Genomic DNA, 15,127 nt, shown 5'->3' on the forward strand with positions numbered 1-15,127 from the left:
GGAGGAAGTTTAAAAGTTTAAGGTTTCTGGTTTGAAGTTGGTTACCATTTTAGTCTTTTACTACTTTATCATTTAGTGTATCTGAAATACTTTTTTGAAGTGAATTCAGATAGGCTGCAATACTCCAGGCCACTTTATAGCCGTTGGAGGATAACTCAATACCGCTAATGATTTCGGGAGCGGTTTTAAATTGAAATGGAGTTGTCGTGCCTAGTATTTCATTTACCATATTTTTAATAGCTGTTTGTTGCTCTTCTGGCAAGTCAAAAGCACTTTGAATAAGAACAGTATCTTGTTTTTCAGGTTGGTTGGAACCCATTTTGAAGGCTTCTAGAAATTGTTCCTTTTCTTCTTTTTGCAACTCTTTTAATCGGGTGATAAATACCTTGGTAGATTGTTCTTCCAAACTAAGCGAAGCAAGATCGTTAAGTGTTTTTTTGGCTATAGCAAAAACTTCTTTTTGTGCCTTTTGCGCAAGATCACGATTTAGGTTTTCTTGCATTTCGGCTACTGATTTTTCGAGTTTAGAACGCAATTCTGCGGCTTCATTTCGTGCCGATTCAAGGAGTTTTTCTTTTTCTTTATTGGTTTCTGCAATCGCTTGATCCATCAGTCCCTTTTTTTCTTTATCGAAAGACTCGTTTTTCTGCTTGAATGCCGTTTGTTCTTTTTTAGCCAAGGCATCTTTTGCTTCAGCGGCATTAATTTTTCCAGCTATATTTTTTTCGCGTTCGTCAATAGCTTTCAGTATCGGTTTGTATAGAAATCGTTTCAGCAACCACACCAATACGATGAAGTTAACGAGCTGTGCTAGTACTGTGAACCAATTGATTTGCATTTTTGTTGGGTTTATTTAATAATGAAATTCCAAAACGGATTGGCAAAAATGAGAATCATCGAAACCACAAAACAATAGATGGCTGTTGACTCTATCATGGCTAATCCCACAAAAAGTGTTCTGGTAATGGTAGGAGCAGCATCGGGCTGCTGTGCAATTGAGGTTAAAGCCGTTGCTAAAGCTTTTCCTTCGCTTAGGGCAGGGAACATGCAACCAATTCCGGTTGTAAGTCCAGCAGTAATAATTGAGACTACTGCAATGATTGAAATACTATCCATTTTTAATTCTTTTTATTATTTATACTAGTTTTTTGTTTCTTCTTTTTTCTGCCTTCCTCCACGGCAGCTGCAATGTAAACAGTTGCCAAAATGGCGAATATATACGCTTGTACTACACCCGTAAGTAAACCAAGAACTTTCATTACGATTGGGAACAAAAACGGCGTTATGCTTAATAAAATCGCTATGATTAAGCCACCGCTCATCATGTTTCCAAACAGTCGTACTGCTAGAGCCAATGTTCGGGTTATGTCGCTAATGAGGTTAAATGGCAACATGATAAATGTGGGTTGGATATAGGTCTTCAGATATCCTAACACGCCTGTTTTTGCAATTCCAAAATAGGGCACAGCTAGAAACACACAAATTGCAAGGGCTGTTGTAGTAGAGAGCGAACCCGTAGGCGGCTCATACCACGGCAATATGATGAGCACATTGGAAATGACAATAAATAAAAACAGCGTACCAATAAATCCGATATACTCTTTTGGATTCTTCAGACCGATTTCTTCAATCTGATCGTTAATCCCTACTACCAACATTTCAAAAAAACATTGCCAGCGCGAGATTTGAATACCGGTCTTCAGTTTTCGAGTTATTAAAAGTGCCGCAACAACCAACAATACCATTACGGCCCATGTCGTTACGATGGTCAGGTTGATGGTTATAAAACCATACTCCCAAAAAATAGTTTCGTCAGGGCTTAGCTTCATGATATACCTCCTTTATTTTTCGTTTTTTGTCTCTTGATTTTGTGTAATAGGTAACCAAAATTCGGGCTACGATAAAACCAATTAGACTCATAATAATGCGTTCCAAACCTCCTTGTACAATGAGATAAAAACCAATTAATACCACAGCTAAGCGTAAAAATAAACTGCTAAAAAACCATATTGCTGGTGTTTTTGCACCAACCGCTTTTTTGACGGTAAACCAAAGTCCGCCAAAGAAAATAATCCCTAGTAATGTGCCTTCTATAAAAGCTAAAATCTGGTGTAAAATATCACTCATCGTCATTGTTTTGATTTATTTCTTTATGTTCTTTGTTTATCCAATTCCAAGCAATGATGCATCCCACAAACAATCCTATAATCAATCCGCTTAACGTCCATGAAAAGGTTTCTGGATATGCTTTGTCTAACCATACCCCAAATAAAGCACCCAACAAGGTAGGAACAACAACCGCCCAACCGACAATTCCCATCATGCCTAGACCCATCCAAATCCCTCGATTGTCGTTGTGTAAAGCTTTCAACTTGCGCTGGGCTTTTTCACCCACTTTTTTGCTAAAATCTGCCGCTTCTTTATCTTCGTTGGGTTGCATAATTATTCTTTTTGAAATTGCTTCATACTGTATAAAAACCCACTCTCCATTTTTGCCATAGAGACCCGTAAATCTCTTTCGCTATCATCTAACTTCTTGAATTCTTCTTCGACCGATTCATGAAGTTTTGCTAAGTCGGTTCCTCCAAAAGCATTTCGCACTGATACTGTTACCAGGTTTCCTGCTTTAACCAAAATCCCTTCATTTACTGCCAGGTAATGTTTCTTTTTGGATTCGGTTTCATACGAAAATATGCTAGGAACAATAGCCGCTACACAGTCCAATCGATTTGGCAATAAGCCAAAGGAGCCTTCGCTTGTTTCTGCAACAATGTTGCTGACGTTTTTAATTTTAGCAAAAATGCGGTAGGGTAGTAGAATTTTTAGGTCCATGTTCTATTCTATTTTTAGTTTGTTTGTATCTCCGTTTCTTTTTCAGGTTTTTCTTTTGATATTGTATGTCCTTTTTTAATTGCATCATCAATGGTTCCAACCATATAAAAAGCACGCTCCGGCAAATCCTTAAACTCATCCAAAAGGATGCGCTCACAGCCGTTAAGGGTGTCTTCCAAACTAACCTCTTTCCCTTTTATACCACTAAATTTTTCGGTGGTAAAAAACGGTTGGGTAAGAAAACGTTCCAAACGTCTGGCACGGTTTACTACATTTCGATCGTCGACTGAGAGTTGTTCCATACCAAGCATGGCAATAATATCTTTGAGTTCCTCGTATTGTGCGAGGGTTTGTCGTATTTCTTGCGCTAGTTCATAATGCCTCTGACCGATAATTCCGGGAGTTGCCATTTTTGAATTGGATTGTAATAAATCTATGGCCGGATAAAGTCCTTCGCTCGCTTTTTTTCTCGAAAGGACAATAGATGCCGAAAGGTGTGAAAAAGTATGTACTGCAGCAGGATCGGTCAAATCATCGGCAGGAACATAAACGGCCTGAATAGAAGTAATGGCTCCGGCTTCGGTATTGGCAATGCGTTCCTCTAATTTGGATAATTCTGTTTCTAAAGTGGGTTGGTATCCCAAACGCGAAGGCATTTGTCCCATTAGACCAGAGACTTCCATTCCGGCTTGTATAAACCTAAAAATATTGTCAATGAGTAGCAAAACATCCCGATGTTCATCATCCCGAAAGTATTCTGCCATCGTCAAGGCGGCGTGGCCAACACGAAAACGAGCGCCAGGAGGTTCATTCATTTGACCAAAAAGCATCACCATATTATCAAGTACGCCTGCTTCTTTCATATCATGATATAATTCATGTCCTTCACGAGAGCGTTCGCCAATACCACAAAACATACTTACCCCTTTATTATGTCCTACCATATTGTGAATCATCTCGGTAAGCAAAACGGTTTTACCCACACCAGCGCCGCCAAACAAACCGGCTTTTCCACCACGTTCCAGAGGTATCAATACATCAATTGCTTTAATTCCGGTCAAAAATACCTCAGATTTGGTAGATCTTTTTTGTAATAGCGGTGGTGATTGGTGAATGCTACGTCTTTCCATTTCGGTAGATAGAGGAACTTCAAGGTCAATGGTATTGCCAAAAACATCAAACATTCGCCCCATAATGTTTTTCCCAACGGGAACAGTCAATTGTTTTCCGTCGCTTTCAACGAGCATTCCTCGGGCTAACCCCTGTGTTGGATTCAATGCAATGCCTCTTATGCGATGGGCTTCAAGTTGAGTGAGTACTTCAATGGCTATTTCGTTATTTTGCCCAGTGTGAAGTAGAGTATAAATAGGAGGTAAGTTATCTTCGAACCATACATCCACAACACTTCCTCGGACTGAAATAATTTTGCCTCTGTACAAAGAGTATTTGTTATGTTTTGATGCTGATTCCATTTAATATTTTTATTAAAATTTAAATAGTAATTATCTCTTTCAAAGGTAGATAACTAAAAAGGGATAAGTACTGTTTATATCATAAAAGAGTTGTAATATTCCTAAACTATGCTACAAGTTACTTTCAAAAAGATTGGCTTTTGTCTCTTATCCATTTTTGTTGGTTTTAAAGGGTAAAGGCAAGCAATTATTTACTTTTTAATTTACTTTTCAATGTTTCTATAAACACATTTTTTTTAGATCGTTCGATTTCGCCAATCAAAAATCCATAAGGTTTTAAAGGCTCGATGTAATCGCAAACAATTTTAAACATTGCAGTGATTGGGATTGCTAGAATAATTCCTGGAATTCCCCAAAGCAATTCTCCCAAAACCAAAGCGATAATAGTAAATAGAGAGTTAATTTTGACTTGTGGCCCAAGAATTAAAGGTTCTAGAATCCAACCTTGAATGAGTTGCACAGTGCCATAAACGATTAAAATACCTATTATTATTTCTATATTTGCGCCATGTAAAGTTGATACTAATACCGTCAACGTTGTGCCTGTAATATTCCCAACAAATGGTATGATTTCTAATAATCCACACAAAACGGCAAAGAAAATAGCATTTTCAACACCAATAACACTAAAACCGATACCATACATTATCCACAAAAGAAAAATCATTTTTGATAATCCGAGTAAATATTGTTGGGAAATAGATGTTACTTTCTGGATAACTTTTTGCATTTCTGCTTGTTCCGATTTTGCAGTCAATTTTACTAGAAAATTTTTGATGTGGTTTCGATAGTATAACAGAAATACAAAATAAACCAGCAATAAAACAAAACTGGATAAAAAGCTCGTAATCGAACCGATCATTACTTGTATAATATTGGCATACGATGGTTGCTCGTTTTTTAGAATTGTATATTGTTCATCAATAGAAATATTAAAATGATTGAAAATGTAGCTCTGTAATTGAGTAGAAATTTCTATCGCTTTTTGTTTTAAAACGGCAATATCGTTAATGAGTTCTGAAATTTTGTAACCCAAAAGCGAAACCAGCATAAAAAGTAACAACAATAAACCTAAAAAGCATATAAAAACAGCCAAACCTTTTGGTAATTTTTTCTTTTCCATCCAATTACAAAAGGGCAAAAATAAAGTAGCAAGGATTCCTCCAATACAAAGTGGTATCAAGAAATCTTTAGCAAAATATAATCCTGAAATAATTAGAAAAACTAGCGTTATTTTTTTAATTAAGGATGTTACTGATGTTGTCATGAATACTTTTTTTTAGTATTTTTAATAATATTTAAACAGTTTTTTTACTGAATTATAAGTCTTAATTTATGGTTGTATCCGTTCTGCAAACAATACCGTATTGCGAAGATTCTGCTTCTACTAACATTTCTACAATTTGATCCGATACGTTTTTTGACATAAGTCGATTGATTTTTAAATTTAATTTATTCTTATAAAATAGGTTGCACCGATTGCGCCAAGATTAGGCTAAATAATATTGCTCACGATACTGTTGGGAGCAATAAAAACTTCTTGAGCTTTGGTTTCATTTATTAAAATTTAATCGTTTGCTATAGTGCTATCACTTTACTTATTCAACATTATTTTCCTTTATTAAACAAAAATAGTTTCTAATTTAAAGACTCCTTTTTCTTTAAATAAATAGAATTAAATTTAATCTTAGAGGCTTCTAATTTAGATGGACTTATAAACAACATCACATATGCCTCTTTTAAGGACCTACTTTTAATCACGTCAAAGAAAATATCCTTCCATTCATGAAAATTTAAAGTAATCGGGTTATAAGAATTAATTGGTGTGGTAATGCCATAAAGGGTTTGCTCTTCCTCTGCTTGGAATGTTCCAAATAATCTGTCCCAAATAATAAGTGTTGATCCAAAGTTCTTATCTAAATATTTGTCATTACTGGAATGGTGAACTCTGTGATGGGAAGGGGTCACAAAAACATATTCAATCGGAGCCGGCAATTTTCTAATATATTCGGTATGAATCCAAAATTGATATAGTACTTCAATTTGATGACATATAAAAAAAAGTACAGGGTTGAAGCCCATTAAAATGACAGGGATAAAGAAGATAAATTTAATATGCTGTGTCCAACCCAATCTAAAGGCCACAGATAAATTGTATTTTTCTGAATTGTGATGTGTAACATGAGTTGCCCACCAAAAACGATTGACATGGGTTAATCTATGAGACCAGTATCTAAAAAAATCTATAGCAATAATGCAAAGAACATAGGCCCACCATTCGCTTGGGATACTCCACGGTATAACATTATAAAAAAAAAGCATAACACCAAAGATTCCTATTTTTAATAAAGCGGAGATACCTACATTTACAAGACCAATAAATGTGGCTGATAACGTGTCTAAGCTGTTGTAATAATCTTTTTTTTGAATAATTGTAAGAATCCATTCGAGCATAACAAGTAAAATCAGTGGAATGGCTGCAATTTGAATAATATTCAATCCTACTAGTTGATTTAACAGCATTTCCATAGTCAAAGGATTTTCTTTCATAGCATAAAATTATAATAGCGTTGTTTGTTGTTGTATAATTTCTAAGCATTTTAACGTCTCAAAATTAAAAATGAATGCGGAGCATCTATCCGAATATTTTTATTTTCATAAGGTAGTTTTTTAAAATTTGATAACCATCATTAAGGATTTATTTAACTAATTATAAAGTACTTAAGTGGTAGTGATTCGTTGTTTAAAAGCGATAGTTTTCTGTCAATACTCTCGGAAGTGGCGTTGTATTTCTACTATTTATTTTTATAAAGAAATGAGGTTTAAAACGTTAGTTATCAATACTATAATTTATAATATTTCGGTAGATCGGCTTCATAAATAGCACTTGGTTCTAGGTTGGATCACTTTATGCTCGAATACTTTTTCAAAGCAACTATCTTTTTAAAACAGAGGCAACCTTTACATAGCTTCCTCACATCTTTTGAAGACCCTAAATTTCTAAATCCAAAATTTTTTCTCAAAATAGAAGTAGAATAAAGATTGGCGGTTGATTTGATAAAATTCAGTGGAATAGCTATAAAATATAATCTGGTATTGTGCTTCCTAAAACAGAAAAAAGTGGTAAGTTTATACGATTAATTCTGCACTTATTTTTATTAAATAGATAGTTAAATGAAATTCCAATACTACTCTTATTTCACCCTTTTATTTTTGGTGTTTTCTTGTTCAAAAAAAGCAGAAGCAATACAACCTACAGTTGGGGATGTAACCGAAAGTGTCTATGCATCTGGAGTGATTAAGGCGGACAATCAATATACTGTTTTTGCAACAGTAAATGGTATATTACAAACTATAAAAGTCACTGCTGGACAAACCATTACTCAAGGACAATTATTATTCGAAATAGAAAATAAAAAAGCCGACCTTGATACTCAAAATGCGCAATTGACGTATCAATTGAGTACAGAGAACAGTCGTTATATTCAGGATCGAATTGCTGAAATGGAAATGAAAGTGCAAGCTGCCAAAAACAAACTGATTCTTGACGAATCTCTTTGGAACAGAAATAAAAAAGTTCGAGCTCTGGAAGGTATTTCTGAGGTGGATTTTGAAGTGATAGAACTGACTTATAAAAGTTCGAAACTCAATTATGAAAGTACTAAAAAACAATTGGCACAACTCAAGGCACAATTAGCAAACGATCAAAACCGCAATAGTAATCGACTCAAATATTCACAGGAGTCGCAAAGTGATTATAATATAAAAAGTGCTTTTGCAGGACGTTTATTTGATGTTTTGGTCAAAGAAGGTGGCTTGGTAACCATCCAAACGCCGCTTGCCATTATAGGTAAATCGGATTCGTTTTTATTGGAATTAGAAGTAGATGAAAATGACATGGCTCGAGTAGCCATTGGTCAAAAAGTGGTGCTAACGATGGATAGTTACAAAGGACAAACCTTTGAAGCTAGGGTGGGTAAAATTTATCCCATTATGGACGAGCGATCTCGTACTTTTAAAATCGAAGCGCACTTTGTAAAACCACCACAAAAACTCTATCCTAATCTAACGGCCGAAGCCAATATCGTTATCAAAACCAAGAAAAACACCATTACTATTCCCAGAAGTTATTTGATAGATAACCAATATGTGCTTGTGAATGAGGATGAAAAAAGAAACGTAAAAATAGGCTTGAGTGATTACGAAAAAGTAGAGATACTAGAAGGATTGAAAAAAGAGGAAACTATTTATACGCCAAAACAGTGAATTATAGACTGATTTTAAATATCGCTTTTCACTTACTTAGAGCCAGACTCAAACAAACAATTGTTGCCGCTGTGGGGGTTGCTTTTAGTATTGCTATGTTTATCTCTTTGGTCAGTTTTATGAGCGGATTAAATGGTTTGCTAGATGGATTGATGCTTAATAGGACGCCTCATATCCGAATGTTTAATGAAGTAAAACCATCGGAAAACCAACCTTTGTACCTGTCTGAGGACTACAAAGGGAATACCATTTTCATTCATTCGATAAAACCGAAAGATAGAGGAAAATCGATCTACAACAGCATGTCTATTATTAGTACTTTGAAGCAAGATAAACGTATCATTGATGTTGCCCCAAAGGTAACTGCGTCTGTTTTATTTAATTCTGGAACAATTGAAATTTCGGGATTTATAAACGGGATCGATGTGGTTGCAGAAAACACTCTTTTTAAGATTAGTGATTATATAAAAGAGGGTAAATTATCTGATTTGAATCAAAATAACAGCATTATTATCGGAAAAGGGTTGTCGGATAAGATGTTGCTTTCAAAAGGAGATATTATAAAAGTATCTACTTCAAACGGAAATTTAGCATCTTTAAAAATAGTAGGAATTTTGGAAACAGGTATCGCAGATATTGATAATATGTCGAGTTATACAGCATTGAACACGACGCAAACGTTATTGGGGCAACCTAAAAATTATATTACGGATATTCAGGTTAATCTTTATAATAAAGAATTGGCTGTGGCGATGGCTAAAGAATTCCATAGTACGTTCAATTTGGACACAACAGATTATTTGGCTGCCAATTTGCAATTTGAAACCGGAAGTACCGTTCGAAGCATTATTTCTTACGCAGTAGGAATCGTCTTGTTGATCGTAGCTGGTTTTGGGATTTACAATATATTGAATATGATGATCTACGAAAAAATGGATAGCATCGCAATTCTCAAAGCAACAGGGTTCTCTGGTAAGGATGTAAAATGGATTTTTATATCCCTATCCATAATCATAGGTGTTACGGGAGGTTTTTTCGGATTAATTTTCGGTTTTATTTTTTCGAGTATTATTGATATTATTCCTTTTTCATCACCATCAGTGCCTTCGGTAACCACTTATCCAATTGATTATAATAGTAGTTATTATGGCATTGGAATTGTGTTTGCCCTTTTTACAACCCTTATTTCTGGTTTGTTTCCAGCCATGAAAGCCAGTAGGGTAGATCCTGTGGAAATTATTAGAGGAAAATAAGATGAAAGAAACCGTTTTAGAAACCAAAGGCCTAATTAAATATTTTTATAATCCCGCCAAATTTCAAGTGATTAAAAATATTAATTTAAAGATACAACAAGGAGAATTTGTATCCATTGTTGGTAAATCTGGTTGCGGCAAATCGACTTTGTTGTATTTATTATCTACCATGGATACCGATTATGAAGGACAATTATTAATCCATGATGAACTAATCACAGGACAATCAGATACGGATTTAGCTAAAATTAGAAATGAGAAAATTGGTTTTGTTTTTCAATTTCACTACCTATTGCCCGAATATAATGTGCTCAATAATGTCATGCTTCCGGGACTGAAATTAGGAAAATATTCCAAACAAGAACTAGAGCAAAAAGCGTTGAAGCATTTAAAAACGCTAGAGATTGATCAGCATGCTCTAAAAATGCCTAATCAATTGAGTGGTGGAGAAAAGCAGCGCGTTGCCATTGCTCGTGCCTTAATTAACGACCCCATAATAATCATGGGCGATGAACCTACGGGAAACTTGGATAGAAAAAGTGGGGATGTTGTATTTGATATTTTCAAAAAATTGGCAACAGATTATAAGCAAACCATACTCATTGTAACACATGACCCCGATTTTGCACAAAAAACAGATAGAATCATCACCATGGACGATGGTAAAATTATTTCTTAATAGCTATTTTAATATTCCAAATCAATAAAAGTAATCGGGAAAGCGGCAAAATAAAAACCGTAACTACTTAGTTAATAAGTGATTACGGTTTTTTAAAGTGGAGTCGCCGAGAATCGAACTCGGGTCCAAACAAGCAACTAAAGAGCTTTCTACACGTTTATTTTCTGATTGGATTTTCGATATAAAGTTAGGCCAGAAACAGCCACTCCATACGTATCTTCTTAATTTTGAAAACCACCCGAAGCTTATGGTAATCTAGGTTTATTTTTACGGTTCTCCTGAATAGAACGCCACAAACCAAGGCTTTCAAGGAGAATCCAGCTTTCCTATCTGATAGGAACGTGGCGTAATCGTACTATAATTCGGATTATGCAGCTAAAGCGTAGTTATTTTCGCCGTGTAAAATGGTAAGATCTTATATTTACGAGCAAGGTCTCAATGCTCGACGTGCTTACTGTTCAATTCGACTTGCTGTCAAAACCAGTCGACCCCAATGTCAAAATAATATAAACTTTGAGACTGCAAAGGTATTCTTTTTTTCTTACAATAACACAAAAACTATTCCTCTTTTGCATTGTCCTCTAATTGGAACGGATAGGCACCAAAAAGAACGGCTAAATTGCGTACTTTATACGTTTTTCGAGTCATCTTGTTAGACAAAGCAACAATCGTTACTGCCTCTTTAGGTAGTGTAATGTAAGAAGAAGTGTTGCCATGCCACCAGCCATTATGAAAATAAAAATTTTGTCCTGTAGGCCAATTAATCATTCGTATTCCTAATCCATAATTGTTTTTGCCCCGGTGCTCGTTGCTATAGCCTATAAAGGCTTGTTGCAAAAGTTTGGGATCCAAATAAACCGCAGCATTGCGGCCTTGGTCAAATTTTAGCAAATCTCTAGGGGTAGAGTATATATTTTTGTCTCCATATATTGCATCCAAATAATCTAAATTAACTTTAGAAAAATTTCCTCTATAAGAAGGTACCGCTACATCTTTATCCCTATCATAATCAAAAACATAGGTATTGTGCATCTTTAAAGGTTTAAAGATAAGATTAGTCATGGCCTGACTGTAAGACAAACCGGTTATTTTTTCAATAATAAGCGCCAATACTGCATAATTGGTATTGCAATAACTAAAACGAGTATTGGTTTTAAACTCTAATGCAATGGCTTTGGTTGCCATAATAGTTACAATGTCTGTGTTTCGGAGTATTTTATGGCGGTCCCAAACACCTTTTTTTTCGGTAAAATAAGCATAATTGCGCATCCCAGACCGGTGGTTTAATAACGTTTGAATAGTAATCTCCGGGTATGGAAAGTTTTTTAATATAGAATTGACTTTTTGGTCTAAGCTAATTTTATTTGCTCCTATAAGTTGCAATACCGCCGTAGCAGTCATAACCTTGCTAACCGAGGCAATGTGCAATGCAGTAGTACTGTCCATGGGTTGTTTAGTACTATAATTTGCTATTCCTTGGTATTTTTCATAAATTATATGTCCATTTTTGGCTACCAAAACACTCCCATTTAAGCTATTGTTAGGCCAATTTTTGTTACAAAAATGCGCTATTGCTTGGTGGGTAGCCATCGTGTAGGTATCGGAGAGTTTAGGCCCTTTTTTGAGGGCATCCTGAATTGGTTCTTCGGTAGTTTTGGCAGTTTTCTCAATCGACTTGTTTTTTTGGTTACACGCATTAAATACGAGTGCCAACAAGAGTAATTGTAGTATATTTACTTTTTTTATAAAAATCATCTGTTTTTTTGTAATGTAGCGCAAATGTATCGAATTATACTATTTAATTATTTGCATGCGTTTTTAAATGCAAACCATCAGTAACGGATTTAAGTATCTTTTATTTTGTATCTTTTTGAAATTCAGTAACTAAAAAAATAGATAATAATAATTATAAAAAAATTTAACAAAATAATATTAAATTGTTATATTGTCAATACTATTTATAAAAAACAAACCCACTACACTATGAAATTTGGAATCATCAAAGAAAGAAAGACCCCGCCAGATAGAAGGGTAGTATTTACCCCTGATGCGCTAGTTACCATTACAGAAACGTATCCCGATGCTCGTGTAGCGGTAGAATCTTCGGATATTCGATTTTTTTCGGACCAGCAATATCGTGATGCAGGTATAGAGGTCTGTAGTGATCTCGAGGATTGTGCCGTTTTATTTGGTGTAAAAGAGGTTCCTGTGGCTAATTTGATACCCAACAAAGCCTATTTCTTTTTTTCGCATACCATAAAAAAACAACCCTATAATCGGGATTTATTACGAGCTATTCTGGACAAAAAAATTGATCTATATGATCACGAAACAATTGTAGATAGCGCCAACAAACGCTTAATAGGTTTTGGGCGTTACGCTGGTATTGTGGGTGCCTACAACACTATTAGAGCCTTTGGTATTAAGTTTGAATTGTTTAAGCTACCCAAGGCAGAAACCCTTTCGGGAAAAGATGCCTTAATCACGCAATTAAAACGTATTGTTTTTCCGCCTATAAAATTTGTAGTTACCGGTAGTGGCAAAGCAGGGGGCGGCATACAAGAGGTTTTAGATGCCATAAAAATCAAACGAGTTACCGTTACAGATTATTTGACCAAAAATTATGACCAAGCAGTCTATGCACAAATAGATGTTTTAGACTACAACAAGCGTAAAGATGGGCAGCTACTTGATTTTAAAGATTTTTATACCAATCCTAAAGATTACGTTAGTGATTTTGAACGTTTTACAAAAGTATCGGATATTTTAATAACAGGACATTTTCACGGAATTAATGCCCCAGATATTCTGACCAAAACCATGCTACAGGCTAGAGATTGCAAACTAAAAGTAGTTGGAGATGTTTCGTGCGATATTGCGGGTCCAATTGCCTGCACTCTTAGAGCCTCTACAATTGCAGAACCTATATACGGCTATTTGCCCGATACCCATCAAGAAGTAGATTTTTTTCACCCTGCAGCAATTGTAGTTATGGCAGTAGACAATCTGCCTTGCGAACTGCCTAAAGATGCTAGTGAAGGCTTTGGTGCTATGTTTATGCAACACGTAATTCCAGCATTTTTTAACGGAGATGCAGACGGAATTTTGGCACGAGCAAAAGTAACAGACAAAGGAAAACTGACTCCAAAATTTAGTTACCTGCAAGAATATGTAGACGGATTGTAACCTTTTGATTGTATTATAGTTGAGCGTATTCTAGGCCATCTAAATGGAGGGCAAAGAGTCTGTTGAATTTAAAAATTGGAGTTTTTAAGGACAGCAGTTACTACTATAGATCCGTTAGGCGAGATCTCTAAAAACGCCAAAAAAAGGGATCGCTTTAGGCTATCCCTTTTTTTGATTTATGGTCTATTAAATTAGTTGCTAATTAGATAATACCAATTTTAGTTTCAAGGCAAAACAAAGGAGAACTAAATTGCCAAAGCATTAACTCATAGCCGTACGTTTTGCCAGAAAATTAAAGGTCTTTTCGGAAAGTTTTTCTGCGGCAGTGAACCTCTGGGTTAAAATGCTTCCAGAGATTATGTACAGCGGTATTATCGGCCAATTCTGGAGTTCTAAAACAATTTTGAATGCCTTTTTCTTTAAAGGTGTGGTAGTATTCGTTAAAAATTATTGCAGTAACGGCTTTATTTTGAAAATCAGGATGTACTCCAATAAGATAAAACAATACGTCTTTACTGTGTTTTTTGGCTTTTAATAAATGCAGAAAACCAAATGGAAATAGTTTTCCTTTAGCTTTCTGTAAAGCTCTAGAAAACGAAGGCATAACAATACTAAAGGCTACAATATTGTGGTCTTTGTCTTCCACAAATTTAATATATTCGGGATTAATTAAACTAATGTATTTTTTTTTGAAATAGTCTTTTTGTGTATCCGATATGGCTACAAACGAAGACAAATTAGCATAAGAGGCATTAAAGAGGTCAAACATTTTGTCTACATGCGGCATTACCTCTTGGGTGGTTTTAAAATTAAGAGGACTTAATTGGTATCTTTTTTTGACCAAATCATTGGCTTTCTCAAAAAACTCGGGTTTAACATTTTTAAACGGAAATGTACTCTCAATATATTCTTTTTCGGTGGTGTAGCCTAGTTCTTCAAAGTGCTTGGCATAATACGGGTGGTTGTACCAAGTAATCATGGTGCCTAATTGATCAAAACCTTCGGTTAGAACGCCTACTTTATCTAAATTAGAGAATCCCATTGGGCCTTCAACGTAGGTTAAATTGTTTTTGAGCCCTAATTCATAGACTTTATTTAATAGGGCTTTGGTTACTTCTATGTTGTCTATAACATCAAACCATCCAAACCGTACTTTCTTTTTTGCTTGGCCATTAACTTCGCTCCAATTTATTATGGCAGCAATTCGGCCAACTATAACCTCATTTTGATAAGCAATATAAAAATAAGCTTCGGCATTTTCAAAGGCCGGATTTTTTGTTTTGTCAAAAGACTCTAACTCATCGGCAATAATAGGCGGCACCCAGTACGGATTGTCTTTATATAATGAAAATGGAAATTTTATGTATTGCGTTAACTCTTTTTTGGTTATTGCTTCTTTTATTGTAATCATGTTTTTTTGCTAAAATTGTATCCTTAGG

Annotated in this window: 15 protein-coding genes and 1 other RNA gene; 4 read left to right on the top strand and 12 right to left on the bottom strand. The window is 35.2% G+C overall.

The genetic code is table 11. From position 1 onward, the window contains the following. Window positions 1-49 precede the first annotated feature (49 nt). From LB076_RS09315 to LB076_RS09355, 9 genes are all read right to left on the bottom strand, one after another. Window positions 50-838 (bottom strand): F0F1 ATP synthase subunit B family protein, encoded by a 789-nt coding sequence (locus LB076_RS09315; protein ID WP_066331022.1) that lies wholly within the window; start codon window positions 836-838, stop codon window positions 50-52. A gap of 11 nt (window positions 839-849) precedes the next feature. Further along, a complete protein-coding gene (locus LB076_RS09320) occupies window positions 850-1,116 on the bottom strand; it encodes a F0F1 ATP synthase subunit C (RefSeq protein WP_066331020.1) in 267 nt (88 codons plus the stop codon). Window positions 1,117-1,118: 2 nt separating this feature from the next. Continuing rightward, a complete protein-coding gene (locus LB076_RS09325; protein WP_066331013.1) occupies window positions 1,119-1,829 on the bottom strand; it encodes a F0F1 ATP synthase subunit A in 711 nt (236 codons plus the stop codon). Further along, window positions 1,813-2,127 carry an ATP synthase subunit I gene (locus LB076_RS09330; RefSeq protein ID WP_066331768.1) on the bottom strand — a complete coding sequence of 105 codons (315 nt, stop codon included), beginning with the start codon at window positions 2,125-2,127 and terminating at the stop codon, window positions 1,813-1,815. Before LB076_RS09330 ends, LB076_RS09325 begins: the two co-directional genes overlap by 17 nt. Further along, the gene (locus LB076_RS09335; RefSeq protein ID WP_066331010.1) at window positions 2,120-2,440 is read right to left on the bottom strand and encodes an AtpZ/AtpI family protein; all 321 of its coding nucleotides are present in this window, start codon (window positions 2,438-2,440) and stop codon (window positions 2,120-2,122) included. The genes LB076_RS09330 and LB076_RS09335 overlap by 8 nt, the downstream gene beginning before the upstream one ends. Window positions 2,441-2,442: 2 nt before the next feature. Beyond that, window positions 2,443-2,832 (bottom strand): F0F1 ATP synthase subunit epsilon, encoded by a 390-nt coding sequence (locus tag LB076_RS09340; protein WP_066331008.1) that lies wholly within the window; start codon window positions 2,830-2,832, stop codon window positions 2,443-2,445. A 14-nt stretch (window positions 2,833-2,846) separates the two neighbouring features. Then, window positions 2,847-4,304, bottom strand: coding sequence for a F0F1 ATP synthase subunit beta (atpD, locus tag LB076_RS09345; protein ID WP_066331006.1), 1,458 nt, complete (start codon window positions 4,302-4,304; stop codon window positions 2,847-2,849). Window positions 4,305-4,491: 187 nt separating this feature from the next. Next, a complete protein-coding gene (locus LB076_RS09350) occupies window positions 4,492-5,571 on the bottom strand; it encodes an AI-2E family transporter (RefSeq protein WP_066331005.1) in 1,080 nt (359 codons plus the stop codon). A gap of 371 nt (window positions 5,572-5,942) precedes the next feature. After that, entirely contained in the window at window positions 5,943-6,854 is a 912-nt protein-coding gene (locus LB076_RS09355; protein WP_066331002.1) for a sterol desaturase family protein, read from the bottom strand. A gap of 624 nt (window positions 6,855-7,478) precedes the next feature. Here LB076_RS09355 and LB076_RS09360 point away from each other — a divergent pair. From LB076_RS09360 to LB076_RS09370, 3 genes are read left to right on the top strand one after another with little or no spacing between them, the layout of a single operon-like run. Continuing rightward, entirely contained in the window at window positions 7,479-8,570 is a 1,092-nt protein-coding gene (locus LB076_RS09360) for an efflux RND transporter periplasmic adaptor subunit (RefSeq protein WP_066331001.1), read from the top strand. Continuing rightward, a complete protein-coding gene (locus LB076_RS09365; RefSeq protein WP_066330998.1) occupies window positions 8,567-9,823 on the top strand; it encodes an ABC transporter permease in 1,257 nt (418 codons plus the stop codon). The genes LB076_RS09360 and LB076_RS09365 overlap by 4 nt, the downstream gene beginning before the upstream one ends. A gap of 1 nt (window position 9,824) precedes the next feature. Continuing rightward, a complete protein-coding gene (locus LB076_RS09370; RefSeq protein WP_066330995.1) occupies window positions 9,825-10,502 on the top strand; it encodes an ABC transporter ATP-binding protein in 678 nt (225 codons plus the stop codon). Window positions 10,503-10,597: 95 nt separating this feature from the next. On the opposite strand, the gene ssrA is transcribed toward LB076_RS09370, so the two are convergent. Continuing rightward, window positions 10,598-10,994, bottom strand: a transfer-messenger RNA (tmRNA) gene (gene ssrA / locus LB076_RS09375). Window positions 10,995-11,060: 66 nt separating this feature from the next. Then, on the bottom strand, window positions 11,061-12,257 hold the full coding sequence (locus tag LB076_RS09380) for a serine hydrolase domain-containing protein (RefSeq protein ID WP_066330993.1): 1,197 nt from the start codon (window positions 12,255-12,257) through the stop codon (window positions 11,061-11,063). 228 nt (window positions 12,258-12,485) lie between these two features. Here LB076_RS09380 and LB076_RS09385 point away from each other — a divergent pair, with 228 nt between their 5' ends. Beyond that, complete coding sequence (locus LB076_RS09385) at window positions 12,486-13,688, top strand: NAD(P)-dependent oxidoreductase (protein WP_066330990.1); 1,203 nt, start codon at window positions 12,486-12,488, stop codon at window positions 13,686-13,688. A gap of 292 nt (window positions 13,689-13,980) precedes the next feature. On the opposite strand, the gene LB076_RS09390 is transcribed toward LB076_RS09385, so the two are convergent. Beyond that, window positions 13,981-15,099 carry a GTP cyclohydrolase gene (locus tag LB076_RS09390; RefSeq protein ID WP_066330988.1) on the bottom strand — a complete coding sequence of 373 codons (1,119 nt, stop codon included), beginning with the start codon at window positions 15,097-15,099 and terminating at the stop codon, window positions 13,981-13,983. Window positions 15,100-15,127: the final 28 nt, after the last annotated feature.

It is taken from the genome of Flavobacterium crassostreae (genome assembly GCF_001831475.1).
Taxonomy (GTDB): domain Bacteria; phylum Bacteroidota; class Bacteroidia; order Flavobacteriales; family Flavobacteriaceae; genus Flavobacterium; species Flavobacterium crassostreae.

What these genes read in the sequence shown, in the direction of transcription:
- LB076_RS09340 (WP_066331008.1), bottom strand. Translation starts at nt 2,832, where the DNA reads ATGGACCTAAAAATTCTACTACCCTACCGCATTTTTGCTAAAATTAAA.
- LB076_RS09315 (WP_066331022.1), bottom strand. Translation starts at nt 838, where the DNA reads ATGCAAATCAATTGGTTCACAGTACTAGCACAGCTCGTTAACTTCATC.
- atpD (WP_066331006.1), bottom strand. Translation starts at nt 4,304, where the DNA reads ATGGAATCAGCATCAAAACATAACAAATACTCTTTGTACAGAGGCAAA.
- LB076_RS09390 (WP_066330988.1), bottom strand. Translation starts at nt 15,099, where the DNA reads ATGATTACAATAAAAGAAGCAATAACCAAAAAAGAGTTAACGCAATAC.
- LB076_RS09360 (WP_066331001.1), top strand. Translation starts at nt 7,479, where the DNA reads ATGAAATTCCAATACTACTCTTATTTCACCCTTTTATTTTTGGTGTTT.
- LB076_RS09350 (WP_066331005.1), bottom strand. Translation starts at nt 5,571, where the DNA reads ATGACAACATCAGTAACATCCTTAATTAAAAAAATAACGCTAGTTTTT.
- LB076_RS09385 (WP_066330990.1), top strand. Translation starts at nt 12,486, where the DNA reads ATGAAATTTGGAATCATCAAAGAAAGAAAGACCCCGCCAGATAGAAGG.
- LB076_RS09325 (WP_066331013.1), bottom strand. Translation starts at nt 1,829, where the DNA reads ATGAAGCTAAGCCCTGACGAAACTATTTTTTGGGAGTATGGTTTTATA.
- LB076_RS09330 (WP_066331768.1), bottom strand. Translation starts at nt 2,127, where the DNA reads ATGAGTGATATTTTACACCAGATTTTAGCTTTTATAGAAGGCACATTA.
- LB076_RS09370 (WP_066330995.1), top strand. Translation starts at nt 9,825, where the DNA reads ATGAAAGAAACCGTTTTAGAAACCAAAGGCCTAATTAAATATTTTTAT.
- LB076_RS09355 (WP_066331002.1), bottom strand. Translation starts at nt 6,854, where the DNA reads ATGAAAGAAAATCCTTTGACTATGGAAATGCTGTTAAATCAACTAGTA.
- LB076_RS09320 (WP_066331020.1), bottom strand. Translation starts at nt 1,116, where the DNA reads ATGGATAGTATTTCAATCATTGCAGTAGTCTCAATTATTACTGCTGGA.
- LB076_RS09380 (WP_066330993.1), bottom strand. Translation starts at nt 12,257, where the DNA reads ATGATTTTTATAAAAAAAGTAAATATACTACAATTACTCTTGTTGGCA.
- LB076_RS09335 (WP_066331010.1), bottom strand. Translation starts at nt 2,440, where the DNA reads ATGCAACCCAACGAAGATAAAGAAGCGGCAGATTTTAGCAAAAAAGTG.